Origin of the sequence: Streptomyces sp. NPDC056480 (assembly GCF_042795405.1) — a bacterium.
Lineage (GTDB): Bacteria > Actinomycetota > Actinomycetes > Streptomycetales > Streptomycetaceae > Streptomyces.
This window is the reverse complement of the sequence record NZ_JBHTSA010000009.1, coordinates 56,012-73,117: the sequence shown is the minus strand read 5'-3', so window position 1 is coordinate 73,117 and position 17,106 is coordinate 56,012. Positions and strand designations below refer to the sequence as shown.

General features: G+C 71.6%; 14 protein-coding genes. 9 read left to right on the top strand and 5 right to left on the bottom strand.

The genetic code is table 11. The features are described 5' to 3' along the window. The first annotated feature begins 3 nt into the window (after positions 1 to 3). From ACFQ79_RS07110 to ACFQ79_RS07100, 3 genes are all read left to right on the top strand, one after another. The gene (locus ACFQ79_RS07110; RefSeq protein WP_383579928.1) at positions 4 to 1,287 is read left to right on the top strand and encodes an MFS transporter; all 1,284 of its coding nucleotides are present in this window, start codon (positions 4 to 6) and stop codon (positions 1,285 to 1,287) included. A 17-nt stretch (positions 1,288 to 1,304) separates the two neighbouring features. Further along, on the top strand, positions 1,305 to 2,222 hold the full coding sequence (locus tag ACFQ79_RS07105) for an arylamine N-acetyltransferase (RefSeq protein WP_383579926.1): 918 nt from the start codon (positions 1,305 to 1,307) through the stop codon (positions 2,220 to 2,222). Positions 2,223 to 2,321: 99 nt separating this feature from the next. Then, on the top strand, positions 2,322 to 3,212 hold the full coding sequence (locus tag ACFQ79_RS07100) for a YceI family protein (protein WP_383579924.1): 891 nt from the start codon (positions 2,322 to 2,324) through the stop codon (positions 3,210 to 3,212). A gap of 91 nt (positions 3,213 to 3,303) precedes the next feature. Here the strand turns inward: ACFQ79_RS07100 and ACFQ79_RS07095 are convergent, their stop codons facing one another. Continuing rightward, a complete protein-coding gene (locus tag ACFQ79_RS07095) occupies positions 3,304 to 3,564 on the bottom strand; it encodes a hypothetical protein (RefSeq protein WP_245389554.1) in 261 nt (86 codons plus the stop codon). A gap of 38 nt (positions 3,565 to 3,602) precedes the next feature. Here ACFQ79_RS07095 and holA point away from each other — a divergent pair, with 38 nt between their 5' ends. Next, a complete protein-coding gene (gene holA, locus ACFQ79_RS07090) occupies positions 3,603 to 4,595 on the top strand; it encodes a DNA polymerase III subunit delta (RefSeq protein ID WP_383579922.1) in 993 nt (330 codons plus the stop codon). A 965-nt stretch (positions 4,596 to 5,560) separates the two neighbouring features. Here the strand turns inward: holA and rpsT are convergent. After that, on the bottom strand, positions 5,561 to 5,827 hold the full coding sequence (rpsT, locus tag ACFQ79_RS07085) for a 30S ribosomal protein S20 (RefSeq protein WP_030317512.1): 267 nt from the start codon (positions 5,825 to 5,827) through the stop codon (positions 5,561 to 5,563). Between the two features lie 184 nt (positions 5,828 to 6,011). On the opposite strand from rpsT, the gene lepA reads away from it, so the two are divergent. From lepA to hemW, 3 genes are all read left to right on the top strand, one after another. Continuing rightward, positions 6,012 to 7,877, top strand: coding sequence for a translation elongation factor 4 (gene lepA, locus ACFQ79_RS07080; RefSeq protein WP_073914231.1), 1,866 nt, complete (start codon positions 6,012 to 6,014; stop codon positions 7,875 to 7,877). 198 nt (positions 7,878 to 8,075) lie between these two features. Beyond that, complete coding sequence (locus tag ACFQ79_RS07075; RefSeq protein WP_383579919.1) at positions 8,076 to 9,953, top strand: AMP-dependent synthetase/ligase; 1,878 nt, start codon at positions 8,076 to 8,078, stop codon at positions 9,951 to 9,953. 82 nt (positions 9,954 to 10,035) lie between these two features. After that, complete coding sequence (gene hemW, locus ACFQ79_RS07070) at positions 10,036 to 11,277, top strand: radical SAM family heme chaperone HemW (RefSeq protein WP_383579917.1); 1,242 nt, start codon at positions 10,036 to 10,038, stop codon at positions 11,275 to 11,277. A gap of 37 nt (positions 11,278 to 11,314) precedes the next feature. Here the strand turns inward: hemW and ACFQ79_RS07065 are convergent, their stop codons facing one another. The 3 genes from ACFQ79_RS07065 to ACFQ79_RS07055 all read right to left on the bottom strand — a co-directional run bounded on the left by ACFQ79_RS07065 (position 11,315) and on the right by ACFQ79_RS07055 (position 14,515). After that, a complete protein-coding gene (locus ACFQ79_RS07065; RefSeq protein WP_383579915.1) occupies positions 11,315 to 12,472 on the bottom strand; it encodes a Cmx/CmrA family chloramphenicol efflux MFS transporter in 1,158 nt (385 codons plus the stop codon). A 389-nt stretch (positions 12,473 to 12,861) separates the two neighbouring features. Beyond that, positions 12,862 to 13,662: a DUF3097 domain-containing protein gene (locus ACFQ79_RS07060; RefSeq protein ID WP_383579913.1), complete on the bottom strand. Its 801-nt coding sequence runs from the start codon at positions 13,660 to 13,662 to the stop codon at positions 12,862 to 12,864. Positions 13,663 to 13,786: 124 nt separating this feature from the next. Beyond that, entirely contained in the window at positions 13,787 to 14,515 is a 729-nt protein-coding gene (locus tag ACFQ79_RS07055) for an MBL fold metallo-hydrolase (protein ID WP_383579911.1), read from the bottom strand. 148 nt (positions 14,516 to 14,663) lie between these two features. On the opposite strand from ACFQ79_RS07055, the gene hrcA reads away from it, so the two are divergent. Together hrcA and dnaJ are read left to right on the top strand one after the other, a co-directional pair. Continuing rightward, the gene (gene hrcA / locus ACFQ79_RS07050) at positions 14,664 to 15,683 is read left to right on the top strand and encodes a heat-inducible transcriptional repressor HrcA (protein ID WP_383579909.1); all 1,020 of its coding nucleotides are present in this window, start codon (positions 14,664 to 14,666) and stop codon (positions 15,681 to 15,683) included. Then, positions 15,684 to 16,820 (top strand): molecular chaperone DnaJ, encoded by a 1,137-nt coding sequence (dnaJ, locus tag ACFQ79_RS07045; RefSeq protein WP_030317496.1) that lies wholly within the window; start codon positions 15,684 to 15,686, stop codon positions 16,818 to 16,820. The last annotated feature ends 286 nt before the right edge of the window (positions 16,821 to 17,106 follow it).

Sequence of the window (17,106 nt, the reverse complement as noted above, 5' to 3'; positions counted from 1 at the left end):
GGGATGGCTCTCGTCGAACGCGTACCGGCGCTCCTGCGTGAGCGGACCTTCCGCCGCTACTGGACCGGGCAGACCATCTCCCTCGCCGGGGACCAGATATCCCTCATGGCGATTCCGCTCGCCGCCGTCCTCGTCCTCGGCGCGGACGCCGCGGCGATGGGCTGGCTCAAGGCCGCCGAGCTCCTTCCCGCGCTCCTGCTCAACCTGCCGTTCGGCGCGTGGGCCGACCGGCAGGCCAATCGCAGACGGGCGATGATCGCGGCCGACATCGGGCGGGCGGCGCTGGTCCTGACCCTTCCCGTGGCCTATCTGCTCGACGTGCTGACGCTCACCCAGCTGTACGTGGTGGCCTTCGGGATCGGCGCGCTCACCGTGCTCTTCGAGGTCTGCAACACCACGCTCTTCGTGGCACTGGTGCCCACCGAGCGCTATGTGCAGGCGAACTCGCTGGTGAACGGCAGCCGTTCGACGGCCTGGCTGGCTGGGCCCGGGATCGGCGGACTGCTCGTGCAGTTCCTGACCGCCCCCTTCGCCCTGGTCGCTGACGCCCTGACCTATCTCGTGTCGGCGGGGTACCTGGCCCGGATCAAGCCGGTCGAGCCCCCGCCGGCGCCTGTGGCCAAGGGACACTTCACCGAAGGGCTGCGCTGGGTGGTCCGGGAGCGCTCGATGCGGGCGCTGTTCGCCGCCTCCGGCACGGTCCAGTTCTTCAACTACATGTTCCACACCCTCTTCGTGCTCTACGTGACCACCGAACTCGGCCTCAGCGCCGGGCTGCTCGGCCTGATCCTCGGGGCGGGAGCCGTGGGCGGCCTCCTCGGGGCGGTCGTCAGCGGGGCGGTCGTCCGGCGGATCGGCATCGGGGGCTCGCTCGTCGCCGGCTTCCTCGGATTCACCCTGCCCCTGATCCTGATACCCCTGGCCGACGGTCCCGTGGCGCTCGTGGTGTTCGTGCTGTTCCTGGCCGAGTTCCTCTCCTGCGTCGGCGTGATGATCGTCGACATCGCGGCGGGATCGTTCCAGATGGCGCTGATACCCGACGCCGTGCGGGCCAGGGTCATGGGCGCCTTCCGGACGCTCAACCACGGATTCCGTCCGCTCGGCGCGCTCGTCGGCGGATTCCTCGGGACCGCGATCGGGCTGCGCCCGACGCTGTGGATCGCCACCGTCGGGGCCGTGTTCGCCGTGCTGTGGGTGCTGCCCTCGCCGTTGCCGCGGATGCGGGAACTGCCCTCTCCGAAGGAGGAGTCGGAGCCGGTCGGACAGCCGGGGGGAGGGCAGGGCTGACCGGGCAGACTGACGGCATGACGACGCGACCGACGGCTCCCGTTCCCGCCGAGCCCCCCGTTCCTTCCGAACCCTCTGTTCTCTCCGAGCCCTCCGTTTCTTCCGGGTCTCCCGTTCCCTCCGAGTCCTTCGCCCCCACGCCGGGGGACGTCGCGGCCTATCTGCGGCGCATCGACGCGGAGCGGCCGGACCGGGCGGACGCCGAGGCACTGCGCGATCTTCATCTGCGTCATCTGCGCACCGTGCCGTTCGAGAACCTCTCGATCCACCTCGGCGAGGACATCGTCCTGGAGGAGAAGGCGCTGCTCGGCAAGGTGATCGGCGCGCACCGGGGAGGGTTCTGCTACGAGGTCAACACGGCGTTCGCCGTTCTGCTGCGGGGGCTCGGCTACCGGGTGTCGCTGCTTCAGGCGCGGGTCTTCGGGCCGGAGGGGAAGCCGGGCATCCCGTACGACCACATGGCGCTGCTCGTGGAGACGGTGGACGGGGAGCGGTGGCTCGCCGACGTCGGCTTCGGTGACCACAGCCACTTCCCGCTCCGCTACGAAGAACGAGGCGACCAGACGGACCCGGGCGGGGTCTTCCGGCTCGTGGACACCGCCGAGGGCGACGTGGACGTGCTGCGGGACGGGAAGCCGCAGTACCGGATCGAGCTCCGGCCGCGCCGGCTAGCCGACTTCACGGCCGGTGCCTGGTACCACCAGACCTCGCCCGACTCGCACTTCCCGCGCGGTCTCGTCTGTTCCCTGCTCACCGAGGAGGGCCGGATCACCCTCAGCGACCGGAAGCTGATCACGCGGGCCAAGGGCGAGCGTGACGAGCGGATCCTCGAGAGCGAGGACGAGGTGCGGGGCGCGTACCGGGATCTCTTCGGGATCGAGCTCGACGCGCTGCCGGTGGTTCGCGGTGGAATTTCCGATTCAAACCCTCGGTAACGCTTGTCCACCTCATGACCGGTTTGCGTCGAACGCACCCACGGTGATCGAATACGACTTCGTTGCATAGTGAACGAGTCGCACGGGGGTGCGTGAAGAATGTTCGATCGTCTCTTCGGGAAGCGGGCGGCGGGCGCTGTACGGGGCGGCCCGCTCGCCGGTCTCACCGTCCCCGCCTCGGCGGGGATGCTGAGCTGCCGGGTGCTCGACCCCGTGCACGAACCGGTCCGTCAGGCCGAGTTCGTCCTCAGCGACGCCGCCGGACGCAAGGTGATCGCCGGTGAGACCGACCCGTACGGCACGGCGCTCGCGACCGTGCCGGCGGGCGAGTACCGGCTCGCGGTCACCGCCGAGGGCTACACGCCGCACCACGGCAGGGCCGTCGTCACCGAGGGCGGCCACACCGGCCTCGACGACGTGCTGCTCCAGATCGCCCCGCAGCCGCAGCTCCCCGAGCCCGGCGACTGGGAGATCGACCCGACGCACTCCCAGATCGGCTTCACCGCCCGCCACATCGGGCTCGCGCGGATCCACGGCCGGTTCAACAGCTTCGCAGGCGCGGTCCGGATCGGCGACCGCGTGGAGCGCTCCGCGATGCACGTCGTCATCGACGCGGCCTCCATCGACACCGGGGTGCAGATGCGCGACGACCATCTGCGGTCCGGCGACTTCCTCGACGTCGGCGCGTACCCGACGCTGGAGTTCTTCAGTGAGCGCTTCACGCACAAGGGCGGCAGCCGTTGGGCCGTCACCGGGGCGCTCACCCTCCACGGGGTGAGCCGCACGGTCACCCTCGACACCCAGTACCTGGGCCTCGGGAGCGGCCTGGAGGGCGAGACCCGGTGCGCCTGCCGGGCCACCACCGAGCTGCACCGGGAGGACTTCACGCTCACCTGGCAGACGCTGCTGGCGCGGGGGATCGCGGCGGTGGGTTCGAGCATCAGCATCGATCTGGACGTGCAGATCGTGCCCAAGGCGGGGAGGGGCTGAGGGGTCGCCCCTGCGGCGGGGCGTAGGCCGGGGCAGGCCTGGGCCGGCCGGCTGGCTGGGCTCGGTTGGGCTCAGCCTCGCCCAGCCGCGCCTACGGGGCTTCCAGCCAGCCCTCGTACTCCGCCGCGAGGGAGTCCAGTGCCGTCGGGTCGAGCCTGCCGTCCGGGTCCTCGACGACCACCAGCCACTGGGCGTCCTCGGCGTCGTCCTCCCCGGCCAGGGAGTCCCGTACGAGCTGGGGTTCCTCGGCGACGCCGAAACGGTCGGGGAGTTCCCCGGCGACCTCCTCGGCGGCGTCGCGGTCGGGGAGTACCAGTACGTGTCGTTCACTCACCCCGCCATTCTCGGGCATCGCCGTCCTGTCAGTGGTCCGTGGGATGCTGGACCGCGATGGCCACCAGAAAGACTTCCCCCGACGACCTCCTCGGCCCCGTGACGCTCGCCGTGGGGCAGGAGGACCTGCTCCTCGACCGTGTCGTCCAGGCGGTGGTGGCGGCCGCGCGTGCCGCCGACGCCGACACGGACGTGCGCGACCTCGCGCCCGACCAGCTCCAGCCCGGTTCGCTGGCGGAGCTCACCAGCCCCTCGCTGTTCGCCGAGCGCAAGGTGCTGGTCGTGCGGAACGCCCAGGACCTGTCCGCCGACACGATCAAGGACGTCAAGGCGTATCTCGACGACCCGGTCGAGGACATCTCACTCGTCCTGCTCCACGCCGGCGGCGCCAAGGGCAAGGGGCTGCTCGACGCGGCGCGCAAGGCGGGGGCGCGGGAGGTGGCCTGCCCGAAGACGACGAAGCCGGCGGAGCGGCTGACGTTCGTACGGCAGGAGTTCCGGACGCTGGGGCGTTCGGCCACGCCCGAGGCCTGTCAGGCGCTCGTCGACTCCATCGGCAGTGATCTGCGGGAGCTCGCGTCCGCGGTCACGCAGCTCACGTCCGACGTGGACGGGACGATCGACGAGGCCGTCGTCGGGCGGTACTACACCGGCCGTGCCGAGGCCTCCTCCTTCAACATCGCGGACCGCGCGGTCGAGGGACGTGCGGCGGAGGCCCTCGAGGCCCTGCGGTGGTCGCTCTCGACCGGGGTCGCGCCGGTGCTCGTCACGAGCGCGTTGGCGCAGGGCGTACGGGCGATCGGCAAGCTGTCGTCGGCGCGGGGCGGGCGGCCGGCGGATCTGGCGCGGGAGCTGGGTATGCCGCCGTGGAAGATCGACCGCGTACGGCAGCAGATGCGGGGCTGGACCCCCGACGGGGTGTCGCTCGCGCTGCGGGCGATCGCGGAGGCGGACGCGGGGGTGAAGGGCGGCGGGGACGATCCCGAGTACGCCCTGGAGAAGGCGGTGGTCGCGGTGGCCCGGGCGGCGAGGATGCGGGCGGGCGGGTAGCGGTTGGGGGTGGGGGTGGCGGGGCGTTGGCCTGTGCCTGTGCCCCGTGCCCGTGACCGTGCCTGTGTCCGTGCGCCCGTGCCCGTGGTCGGGCGGGCTGCGTGGGGGCCGTGCTGGGGGTCGGGGGCCGGTTGTGCGTGCGGGGTGGCCGGTGGCTGGTGCCGGGGCGGAATCCCCCACCCCACCCCTTCCCGAAACCCTGCCGGGGGCTGGTGGTGGGTGAGGAAGAGACTCCCGGGGGCTCCGCCCCCGGACCCCGCCTGGGGCTGCGCCCCCGGACCCCGCCTGGGGCTGCGCCCCCGGACCCCGCCTGGGGCTGCGCCCCCGGACCCCGCCTGGGGCTGCGCCCCTGGACCCCCTCGGGGCTCCGCCCCTGGACCCCGCGTGGCGCTTCGCCCCCGGACCCGGCCGCCGCTCCGCCCCCGGACCTTGTCTGGGACTGTGCCCCTGGACCCGCCTTGGGACTGCGGCCCGGGACCCGCCTTGGCGCTCCGCCCCGGACCTTGCCTGGGGCTGCGTCCCCAGACCCGCCTGGGGCTGTGCCCCCGGCCGGACCCCGCCGGGGGCCCGCCCTAGCCCCCTCGGGCCTCGGCCCTCGAACCCCCCTGGGGATCCGGCCCCCGGACCCCCTGCGGGGGCTGTGCTTCGCCCCCCGCCTCGGATGTCCTCTGAAGCTTCGCGCCCGGGCCTCGTTTCAGGCTGCGTCTCTGGGCTTCTGGGGCTTGTGTTCTTGTAGTCCGTTGGCCCGTCGTCGGGTGTTCCACGGGCCGGGGGCGGGGGCGTCTCGTGTGCTGGGGTATGCCGAAGGCCCCGCCACTCCTGGGGAAGGAGGTGGTGGGGCCTTCGGTGTTCGAGCTGGTGGGCTCGCACCCGCGTGGCGAACGCGTCCGCGTGCGAGTCCTGGTGGCCGGGTGGGAGCGGGAGAGAGGGCCCGCTGGGTCCCGTGCGGCCGGTTACATCAGAGCTCAGCCCTGGAGAGCGGCAACCTTGGTGGCCAGCGCCGACTTCTTGTTGGCGGCGGCGTTCTTGTGGATGACGCCCTTCGAGACAGCCTTGTCGAGCGCGCGGGAGGCGGCGCGGGAAGCCACGGTGGCCTTCTCGACGTCACCCGCGGCGACGGCCTCGCGGGCCTTGCGGATCGCGGTCTTGAGCGAGGACTTGACGGCCTTGTTGCGCAGGCGCGCCTTCTCGTTCGTCTTGTTCCGCTTGATCTGGGACTTGATGTTCGCCACGAAAAGAGCCTTTACAGGTTCGATGTTCCTTCTGGATGCGTCTCGCAGGCTGAGAGGGCACACGAGACACAGCTGTCCACAGTATCAGCCACTCTCGTGCCCGCCCAAACCGGGCGCAGGGCGACGGGCATGGGACCATGGAGCCTACGTATCGATCCGACATCGCCCCGAGACGAGACCCTGCGTGCCCGCGACTCCTACCAACGTGCCCGAGCCGAGCCGTACCGACCCGGCTCTGATCCGCAACTTCTGCATCATCGCGCACATCGACCACGGCAAGTCCACGCTCGCCGACCGGATGCTCCAGCTGACCGGTGTGGTCGACCAGCGGCAGATGCGTGCCCAGTACCTCGACCGCATGGACATCGAGCGGGAGCGCGGCATCACGATCAAGTCCCAGGCGGTCCGGCTGCCGTGGGCGCCGACCGAGGGTCCGGGTCAGGGCGACACGCACATCCTGAACATGATCGACACCCCTGGGCACGTCGACTTCACCTATGAGGTGTCCCGGTCGCTCGCCGCCTGTGAGGGCACGGTCCTGCTGGTCGACGCGGCCCAGGGCATCGAGGCGCAGACGCTGGCCAACCTCTACCTGGCCATGGAGAACGACCTCACGATCGTTCCCGTGCTGAACAAGATCGACCTGCCGGCCGCCCAGCCGGAGAAGTTCTCCGAGGAGCTGGCCAACCTCATCGGCTGCCAGCCGGAGGACGTCCTCAAGGTCTCCGCGAAGACCGGCGTCGGTGTCGACGCGCTGCTCGACCGGGTCGTCCGGGACGTTCCCGCCCCTGTCGGTGTGGCCGACGCGCCCGCCCGCGCGATGATCTTCGACTCCGTGTACGACTCGTACCGCGGTGTCGTGACCTATGTGCGAGTGGTCGACGGTCAGCTGAACAAGCGCGAGCGCATCAAGATGATGTCGACCGGCGCCACCCACGAGCTGCTCGAGATCGGTGTCTCGTCTCCGGAGATGACGCCCTCCGACGGTCTCGGCGTCGGTGAGGTGGGCTACCTCATCACCGGCGTGAAGGACGTCCGCCAGTCCAAGGTCGGTGACACGATCACCTCCCTGAACAAGGGCGCCACCGAGGCTCTCGGCGGTTACAAGGACCCGAAGCCGATGGTCTTCTCGGGCCTCTACCCGCTGGACGGCTCGGAGTACCCGGACCTCCGCGAGGCCCTCGACAAGCTGCAGCTCAACGACGCCGCGCTGGTCTACGAGCCGGAGACCTCCGCCGCGCTGGGCTTCGGCTTCCGCGTCGGCTTCCTCGGTCTGCTCCACCTCGACGTCATCCGCGAGCGGCTCGAGCGCGAGTTCGGCCTCGACCTCATCGCCACCGCCCCCAACGTGGTCTACCGCGTGGTCATGGAGGACGGCAGCGAGCACACGGTCACCAACCCGAGCGAGTTCCCCGAGGGCAAGATCAACGATGTGTACGAGCCCGTCGTACGCGCCACGATCCTCGCCCCCAGTGAGTTCATCGGCGCGATCATGGAGCTGTGCCAGACCCGTCGCGGCACCCTGATCGGCATGGACTACCTCTCCGAGGACCGGGTCGAGATCCGCTACACCCTGCCCCTCGCCGAGATCGTCTTCGACTTCTTCGACCAGCTGAAGTCCAAGACGCGCGGTTACGCCTCCCTCGACTACGAGCCCACCGGCGAGCAGGCGTCCAGCCTGGTCAAGGTCGACATCCTGCTGCACGGCGACAAGGTCGACGCCTTCTCGGCCGTCACCCACAAGGACGCCGCGTACGCCTACGGCGTGCGGCTCGTCGCCAAGCTGCGCGAGCTCATCCCGCGGCAGGCCTTCGAGGTGCCGATCCAGGCCGCGATCGGCTCCCGGGTGATCGCCCGCGAGACCATTCGCGCCATCCGCAAGGACGTCCTCGCCAAGTGCTACGGCGGTGACATCTCCCGTAAGCGGAAGCTGCTCGAGAAGCAGAAGGAAGGCAAGAAGCGCATGAAGATGGTCGGCTCGGTGGAGGTGCCCCAGGAGGCCTTCATCGCCGTTCTGTCGAGCGACGAGTCCTCCGGCAAGAAGAAGTAGAGCAGGGCGCCCCACGTAGCTGTCCTGTGCATGCAACGGGTCCACGCGCCAGGTGCGCGTGGGCCCGTTCGTTATGAAGCGGCGCCCCGTAGGCCCTTACGCGCCGGACCTCGGGCCTTTACTCTGATCCCGGCTCGAAGGTTACTCGCCAGTTAGTTACGAACCACCAGAAGGCACCGCCGCCGCCCGGAGGACGTCGTGAGCGACACACAGACCCAGATCGAGAACCGGCCGCCCTCCGTGGCGTCCCTCTTCCTTGAGCGCGTCGAGCGGACTCCGGATGCGGAGGCGTACCGGTACCCGGTGCCCGCCGCCTCCGGCACCGGCCCGGACGACTGGAAGTCGCTCAGCTGGGGGCAGGCCGCCGAGCGCGTCTACGCGATCGCCGCCGGCCTCGTCGACCTCGGCGTCGAGTCCGAGGAGCGGGTCGCCCTCGCGTCCGCCACCCGGGTCGAGTGGATCCTCGCCGACCTCGGTGTCATGTGCGCGGGCGCCGCGACCACCACGGTCTACCCGCAGACCAACGCCGAGGAGTCGGCGTTCATCCTCTCCGACTCCGAGTCGCGGGTCCTGATCGCCGAGGACGCCGCCCAGCTCGCGAAGGCCGTCGAGCGCCGCGCCGAGCTGCCGAACCTCCGCCATGTCGTCGTCATCGACGCCACCGGCGTGGAGAGCGACGGCGAGTTCGTCCTCACGCTCGCCGAGCTGGAGACGCGCGGCAAGGCCTATCTGGAGAAGCACCCCGAGGCCGTCAAGGAGCGGGTCGCGGCGATCACCGCCACGCAGCTCGCCACCCTCATCTACACCTCGGGCACCACGGGCCGCCCCAAGGGCGTCCGCCTCCCGCACGACAACTGGTCGTACATGGCCAAGGCCATCGCCGCCACCGGTCTCGTCACCCAGGCCGACGTCCAGTACCTGTGGCTGCCGCTCGCCCACGTCTTCGGCAAGGTCCTCACCTCGGGCCAGATCGAGGTCGGGCACGTCACCGCGGTCGACGGCCGCGTCGACAAGATCATCGAGAACCTGCCGGTCGTCCAGCCGACCTACATGGCGGCCGTGCCCCGCATCTTCGAGAAGGTCTACAACGGCGTCGCCGCCAAGGCCCGCGCCGCCGGCGGAGCCAAGTACAAGATCTTCCAGTGGGCGGCCGGCGTCTCCCGCGACTACGCCAAGGCCAGCCAGGACAACTTCCGCCGCACCGGGACCGCCTCCGCGCCCTTCGGCCTCACCGCCAAGCACAAGGTCGCCGACGCCCTCGTCTACGCCAAGATCCGCGAGGCCTTCGGCGGCAACCTGCGCGCGTGCATCTCCGGATCCGCCGCGCTCGCCCCCGAGATCGGCTACTTCTTCGCCGGCGCCGGCATCCACATCCTGGAGGGCTACGGACTCACCGAGACGTCCGCCGCCTCCTTCGTCAACCCCGGCGAGGCCTACCGCACCGGCACCGTCGGCAAGCCGCTCCCCGGCACCGAGGTCCGGATCGCCGACGACGGCGAGATCCTGCTCCGCGGCCCCGGCGTCATGGAGGGCTACCACGGCCTGCCGGAGAAGACGAGCGAGGTCCTGGAGTCCGACGGCTGGTTCCACACCGGTGACATCGGCGAGCTGTCCGCCGACGGCTACCTGCGGATCACCGACCGCAAGAAGGACCTGATCAAGACGTCCGGCGGCAAGTACATCGCGCCGGCCGAGGTCGAGGGCCAGTTCAAGGCCGTCTGCCCGTTCGTCTCGAACATCCTCGTCCACGGCGCCGACCGGAACTTCTGCACCGCTCTGATCGCCCTCGACGAGCCCACCCTCCTCGGCTGGGCCGCCGAGCACGACCTCGCGGGCAAGCCGTACGCCGAGGTCGTCGCGGCCCCGCAGACCGTCGCGATGGTCCAGGGCTACGTCGACCGCCTCAACGAGGGTCTCCAGCGCTGGCAGACGATCAAGAAGTTCCGCCTGCTGCCGCGCGACCTCGACATCGAGCACGGCGAGCTGACCCCGTCCCTGAAGCTGAAGCGGCCGGTGGTGGAGCGCGAGTACAAGGGGCTCATCGAGGAGATGTACGCGGGGTCGCGGGAGTCCTGACCCCCGCCGCCGCGGACGCGGCCCTCGCCCCTGTGGAGAGGTTGTCCACAGGCCGGGCGTTCACCTCGGGCAGTACGGGACAATGGGGCTCATGCCTTCCGTACTGCCCGATGGTGAGTCCGTTCCCGACGACGGGGCGCTGCCCCCGCACGCCCTCGAAGGGGCGGGGGAGCGGCCGCTCGGGTTCTATCTGCACGTGCCGTACTGCGCGACGCGCTGCGGGTACTGCGACTTCAACACCTACACGGCCAGTGAGCTGCGGGGGACCGGTGGCGTGCTCGCCTCCCGGGACAACTACGCCGAGCAGGTCGTCGAGGAGATCCGGCTCGCCCGCAAGGTGCTCGGGGACGACCCGCGTCCGGTGCGGACCGTCTTCGTGGGCGGCGGCACGCCGACGCTGCTCGCCGCCGGTGATCTCGTACGGATGCTGGGCGCCGTCCGCGAGGAGTTCGGGCTCGCCGACGACGCCGAGGTGACGACCGAGGCCAACCCCGACTCGGTGAACCCGGCCTATCTGGCGGAGCTGCGGGCCGGTGGCTTCAACCGGATCTCCTTCGGCATGCAGAGCGCCAAGCAGCACGTCCTGAAGATCCTCGACCGGACGCACACCCCGGGCCGCCCCGAGGCCTGCGTCGGCGAGGCGCGGGCCGCCGGGTTCGAGCACGTCAACCTCGACCTGATCTACGGCACCCCCGGCGAGACCGACGACGACTGGCGGGCCTCGCTCGACGCGGCCATCGGCGCCGGGCCCGACCACATCAGCGCCTACGCCCTGATCGTCGAGGAGGGTACCCAGCTGGCGCGGCGCATCCGTCGCGGCGAGGTCCCCATGACCGACGACGACGTCCACGCCGACCGGTACCTGATCGCCGAGGACGTCCTCTCCGGGGCCGGCTTCGACTGGTACGAGGTCTCCAACTGGGCCACCTCCGAGGCCGGGCGCTGCCTCCACAACGAGCTGTACTGGCGCGGGGCCGACTGGTGGGGCGCGGGCCCCGGCGCCCACAGCCACGTCGGCGGCGTCCGCTGGTGGAACGTGAAGCATCCCGGTGCGTACGCCGCCGCGCTGGCCGCGGGGAGGTCGCCGGGGGCCGGACGGGAGCTGCTCTCCGACGAGGACCGCAGAGTCGAGCGCGTGCTCCTGGAGCTGCGGCTCAAGGAGGGCGTCGAGCTGTCCCTCCTCAAGCCGGCGGGCCTCGCCGCCGCCCGCAAGGCCCTCGCCGACGGGCTGCTCGACGCCGGGCCGTACGCTGCGGGGCGGGCGGTCCTGACCCTGCGCGGACGGCTGCTCGCGGACGCGGTGGTGCGGGACCTCGTGGACTAGTCCGGCGCGGATCGCACCGGACCCCGGCCGGACACCCCTAGGACGCCGTGAGCACCCTGCGGGACGGCAGGGCGACGAGCAGCGCGCCCAGGACCAGGAGGCCGCTCGCCCACAGCGGGCCGAGCGTGCCCGCTCCGGTCCGGAGGGCGAGGGCGGCGACGAGCGGTCCCGTCGCGGCCCCGGCGTTGAGCGCGGCGGTCGCGTAGGAGCCGGCCATGGTGGGGGCTCCCGCGGCCTCGTAGAGCACCCGGGCGATCAGCGTGCCGCCCAGCGCGAACGACGCCATGCCCTGCAGGAACACGAGGCCCAGCAGCGCGGCCGGCTGCTCGGCCAGCACGGCCAGGGCCGGCCAGCCGACGAGCAGCAGCGGACCGCCCACCGCGACCACCAGGCCCGGGTAGCGGTCGGACCACCGCCCCGCGAGGGTGATCCCGGCGAAGGAGCCGAGCCCGAAGAGGACCAGGGCCACCGGGACCCACAGCTCGCCGAGCCCGGCGGTGCCGGTCACGACGGGCGCCAGGAAGGTGAAGCTCGCGAAGGTCGCCGCGTTCACCAGGGCGCCGAGCAGCATCACCAGGAGCAGCCGCGGACGCCTGAGCCGCGCCAGCTCCGCGCGCAGGTCCGGCCCCTCGGCCGTGCCCTCCCGCGCGGGCCGCGCCGGGATGCCCCGGAGCACGCCGAGGGCCGCGGGCAGGCAGAGGGCGGCGACGGCCCAGAACGTGGCCCGCCAGTCGATCAGCGTGCCGAGCAGCGACCCCGCGGGGACTCCGGCGATGGTGGCCAGCGTCGTGCCCGACAGCAGCACGGCGAGCGCGCGCCCCTTCCGGTCCGGCGGCACGAGCCGGGTGGCGGTGGTCAGGGCGACGGCGAGGAACCCGGCGTTCGCGAGGGCCGCGACCACCCTGGTGGCGAACAGGACGGCGAAGCTGCCGGTGACGGCGCCCAGGACGTGCGCCGCGGCGAACACGAGGACGAACCCGAGCAGGCTCGCCCGGACCGGCCAGGCGCGGGCGAGCGCGGCCAGGAGCGGCGCGCCGACGATCATTCCGACGGCGAAGGCCGAGGTGAGCAGACCCGCGCTCCCGACCGTGACGCCGAGGTCGGAGGCGATGTCCGGCACGAGGCCGGCGAGCATGAACTCGGATGTGCCCATGGCGAAGACCGCCAGGGCGAGCAGAAGAAGCGGGAGGGGCATCGAGTGGCTCCGGGGTGAGGAAACGACGACAGAGGCATCTCGTCACCGCGGTCAGCACCCACGGGCCCACGCGTCCGGCCGCGGAGGGGCGGCGGGCGGGCAGGGCGGCAGGGACTTCGAACCCAGCGATCCGTACGACCGCGAGGGCCGTACGGAGCGAACCCGGCGGTCCGTACGACCGCAGGGGCCGTACGGAGCGAACCAGTGGCCCGTACGACCACAGGGAGGGCCGTACGGAGCGGACTCAGTGGTCCGTGAGAACTCGGGGGTCCAGGGGGCTGACGGCGTGACCGAAAGCCCCCGACGTGTCCGACTCGGGGCTCGACATGCCGCGCACGCTACCGGACCGCGTCCCGCCGGGGCACCCCGTCACCAGGAGCGGAACGCCCCTACGGCGCCGTCACGAAGTCGATCAGTTCCTCCACCCGGCCCAGCAGCTCCGGCTCCAGGTCCTTGTACGTCGTCACCCTCGACAGGATGTGCTGCCAGGCGGCGCCGGTGTTCGGCGGCCAGCCCAAGGCCTCGCACACGCCCGTCTTCCAGTCCTGGCCCCTGGGAACCTTCGGCCAGGCCCGGATGCCCACCGACGCCGGTTTCACCGCCTCCCAGACGTCGATGTACGGGTGGCCGACGACCAGCACGTCCGGCGAGGTCACCTGGGCCGCGATCCTCGACTCCTTCGAACCCGGGACCAGATGGTCCACCAGGACGCCCAGACGGGCGTCCGGGGCGGGGGCGAACTCCGCGACGATCGACGGGAGGTCGTCGACGCCCTCCAGGTACTCCACGACCACACCCTCGATGCGGAGGTCGTCGCCCCAGACCCGCTCCACCAGCTCCGCGTCGTGGCGGCCCTCCACGTAGATCCGGCCCGCGCGCGCCACCCGGGCCCGCGCCCCGGGGACCGCGACGGAGCCCGACGCCGTACGGATGGGGCGGGCGGGACCGGCCGACGGGCGGACCAGGGTCACCACCCGGCCCTCCAGGAGGAAGCCCCGCGGATCCAGCGGGAACACGCGGTGCTTGCCGAAGCGGTCCTCCAGGGTCACCGTGCCCGCCTCGCAGCGGATCACCGCCCCGCAGAAGCCCGTCGTGACCTCCTCGACGACCAGATCACGGTCGGCCGGGACCTCGGGAACGGGCGCCGAGCGCTTCCAAGGGGGCGTCAAGTCCGGGTTGTAGCTGCGCATGGGCTCGATCCTGTCCAGGGCGGCGCGGTGTCGGGGGGTACTGCCGGGGGTCCGGGGGTCGCCCCCCGGGAGATGCGGTCAAGGGGGCGTCAAGTCCGGGTTGTAGCTGCGCATTCGGGCGACGTTATGCGACGGAGAAGCGCGTTGCCAGTTCCTCCCGCTGGAGTCGTACGAACGTGGCGTCCACCACCGCCCCGTGCCCCGGCACGTACACCGCGTCCTCGCCGCCGAGCCGCAGCAGCCGGTCGAGCGCGTCCGGCCAGCGGGAGGGGATCGCGTCCGGGCCCGCCTGCGGCTCGCCCGACTCCTCGACCAGGTCGCCGCAGAAGACCACCTCGCGCTCACCCGGCACCAGGAGCACCAGGTCGTGGCCCGTGTGGCCGGGGCCGACGTTCGCCAGGAGGACCTGCCGGCCTCCCAGGTCGAGCGTCCACTCGCCGGAGACCACGTGCCGCGGGGCCACCAGGACGTCCACCGCCTCCGTCGCCGCCGCCTCGTCGAGCCCGTGCCGTACCGCGTCCGCGCGCAGCGCCTCCCGGTCCCGCACCCGGCCGAGGAGCTCGTCCGAGCCGACCGCGCCGAAGACCTCCGCCCCCGAGAACGCCGCAGTGCCGAGAACGTGGTCGAAATGCGGGTGGCTCAATGCGATGTGCGTCACTCTGCGGCCGCCCGTGAGGTCCGCGATCCCCGTCCGCAGCTCGGCGCCCTCCGCGAGCGAGGAGCCCGTGTCGTACAGCAGCACCGCCCGTTCACCCAGTACCAGGCCGACCGTGGCGTCCCACCCGGGCAGCCGTCGCCGGCCCACCCCGTCCGCGAGCCGCTCCCATCCGTACGCTTCCCAATCCACGTCCATGCCGCGACGCTAGCCGGTGGAGGCGTCGCCACCTTGCCAGGAGCGACGCCCGCCGCCGTACACTGGCCGGGGGATCGCTGGCACTCGAACAGGGCGAGTGCCAAAAGCGGAGCAACCGGAACGACGACGACAGCTGGAGGTGCGCACGATGCTCAGCGAACGCAGACTCGAAGTCCTGCGCGCCATCGTCCAGGACTACGTCGGGACGGAGGAGCCCGTCGGCTCCAAGGCGCTCACCGAGCGCCACAAGCTCGGCGTCTCGCCCGCCACCGTGCGCAACGACATGGCCGTCCTGGAGGAGGAGGGCTTCATCGCCCAGCCTCACACCAGCGCCGGCCGGATCCCGACCGACAAGGGCTACCGCCTCTTCGTCGACCGGCTCGCCGGCGTCAAGCCGCTGTCGACGCCCGAGCGCCGGGCCATCCACAACTTCCTCGACGGCGCGGTCGACCTGGACGACGTCGTCGGCCGTACGGTCCGGCTGCTCGCCCAGCTGACCCGTCAGGTCGCCGTCGTCCAGTACCCCTCGCTGACCCGCTCGACCGTCCGGCACGTGGAGCTGCTCTCGCTGGCCCCCGCCCGCCTGATGCTGGTGCTCATCACGGACACCGGCCGGGTCGAGCAGCGGGTCATCGACTGCCCCGCGCCCTTCGGCGAGACCTCGCTCGCCGACCTGCGGGCCCGGCTCAACAGCCGGGTCGTCGGCCGCCGGTTCGCCGACGTGCCGCAGCTGGTGCAGGACCTCCCCGAATCCTTCGAGGAGCTCGAGGACCGCGCCACGGTCTCGACCGTGCTCGCGACCCTCCTCGAAACCCTCGTCGAGGAGCACGAGGAGCGGCTGATGATCGGCGGCACCGCCAATCTCACCCGCTTCGGACCCGACTTCCCCCTGATGATCAGGCCCGTCCTGGAGGCTCTGGAGGAGCAGGTCGTGCTCCTCAAGCTGCTCGGCGAGGCCAAGGAATCGGGCATGACCGTACGCATCGGGCACGAGAACGCCCACGAGGGGCTGAGCTCCACGTCCGTGGTCTCGGTCGGCTACGGTTCGGGCGGCGAGGCAGTCGCCAAACTCGGCGTGGTCGGACCGACCCGCATGGACTACCCCGGAACGATGGGAGCGGTACGCGCAGTGGCACGTTACGTCGGACAGATCCTGGCGGAGTCGTAAGTGGCCACGGACTACTACGCCGTACTCGGCGTGCGCCGCGACGCTTCCCAGGACGAGATCAAGAAGGCCTTCCGGAGGCTCGCGCGCGAGCTGCACCCGGATGTGAATCCCGATCCGAAGACGCAGGAACGCTTCAAGGAGATCAACGCCGCCTACGAGGTCCTCTCGGACCCGCAGAAGAAGCAGGTCTACGACCTGGGCGGCGACCCGCTCTCGGCCTCCGGCGGTGGCGGCGCGGGCGGCTTCGGGGCCGGTGGCTTCGGCAACTTCTCCGACATCATGGACGCCTTCTTCGGCACGTCCCAGCAGCGCGGCCCGCGCTCGCGGACCCGCCGCGGCCAGGACGCCATGATCCGTCTGGAGATCGACCTCAACGAGGCGGCCTTCGGCACCACCAAGGACATCCAGGTCGACACGGCGGTCGTCTGTACGACCTGCTCGGGCGAGGGTGCCGCTCCCGGCACCTCCGCGCAGACCTGTGACATGTGCCGCGGCCGCGGCGAGGTCTCGCAGGTCACCCGGTCCTTCCTGGGCCAGGTCATGACCTCGCGCCCCTGCCCGCAGTGCCAGGGCTTCGGCACCGTCGTCCCGACCCCGTGCCCCGAGTGCGCGGGCGACGGCCGGGTCCGGTCCCGCCGGACCCTCACGGTCAAGATCCCGGCCGGTGTCGACAACGGCACCCGGATCCAGCTCGCGGGCGAGGGCGAGGTCGGCCCCGGCGGCGGCCCCGCCGGCGACCTGTACGTCGAGATCCACGAGACCCCGCACGAGACCTTCCAGCGGCGCGGCGACGACCTGCACTGCACGGTCACCCTCCCGATGACGGCGGCCGCGCTCGGCACCAAGGTGCAGCTGCAGACCCTCGACGGGCTCGAGGAGATCGACGTCCGGCCGGGCACGCAGTCCGGCCAGTCGATCCCGCTGCACGGCCGCGGCGTCACGCATCTGCGCGGCAACGGCCGGGGCGACCTGATCGTGCACGTCGAGGTGCAGACCCCGGGCAAGCTCGACGCGGAGCAGGAGCGCCTCCTGCGCGAACTGGCCAAGCTGCGCGGCGAGGAGCGGCCCACGGGGCAGTTCCAGCCGGGGCAGCAGGGGCTGTTCTCGCGGTTGAAGGATGCGTTCAACGGGCGGTAGGCGCTCTGCTGGGGGTCCGGGGGTCGCCCCCCGGGTCAGCACAGTCAGCCGGGGCAGCAGGGGCTGTTCTCGCGGTTGAAGGACGCGTTCAACGGGCGGTAGGCGCTCTGCTGGGGGTCCGGGGGTCGGCCCCCCGGGTCAGCACAGTCAGCCGGGGCAGCAGGGGCTGTTCTCGCGGTTGAAGGACGCGTTCAACGGGCGGTAGACAGCGCCGTTGTCCGTTGTACGGAAGGGCGGCACACGCGATCGTGCGTGTGTCGCCCCTAGCCTAACCCCGGGAGCCACA

Coding starts and splice junctions, on each gene's coding strand:
- ACFQ79_RS07110 (WP_383579928.1), top strand. CDS start 4: ATGGCTCTCGTCGAACGCGTACCGGCGCTCCTGCGTGAGCGGACCTTC.
- ACFQ79_RS07105 (WP_383579926.1), top strand. CDS start 1,305: ATGACGACGCGACCGACGGCTCCCGTTCCCGCCGAGCCCCCCGTTCCT.
- ACFQ79_RS07100 (WP_383579924.1), top strand. CDS start 2,322: ATGTTCGATCGTCTCTTCGGGAAGCGGGCGGCGGGCGCTGTACGGGGC.
- ACFQ79_RS07095 (WP_245389554.1), bottom strand. CDS start 3,564: ATGCCCGAGAATGGCGGGGTGAGTGAACGACACGTACTGGTACTCCCC.
- holA (WP_383579922.1), top strand. CDS start 3,603: ATGGCCACCAGAAAGACTTCCCCCGACGACCTCCTCGGCCCCGTGACG.
- hemW (WP_383579917.1), top strand. CDS start 10,036: ATGGGGCTCATGCCTTCCGTACTGCCCGATGGTGAGTCCGTTCCCGAC.
- ACFQ79_RS07065 (WP_383579915.1), bottom strand. CDS start 12,472: ATGCCCCTCCCGCTTCTTCTGCTCGCCCTGGCGGTCTTCGCCATGGGC.
- ACFQ79_RS07060 (WP_383579913.1), bottom strand. CDS start 13,662: ATGCGCAGCTACAACCCGGACTTGACGCCCCCTTGGAAGCGCTCGGCG.
- ACFQ79_RS07055 (WP_383579911.1), bottom strand. CDS start 14,515: ATGGACGTGGATTGGGAAGCGTACGGATGGGAGCGGCTCGCGGACGGG.
- hrcA (WP_383579909.1), top strand. CDS start 14,664: ATGCTCAGCGAACGCAGACTCGAAGTCCTGCGCGCCATCGTCCAGGAC.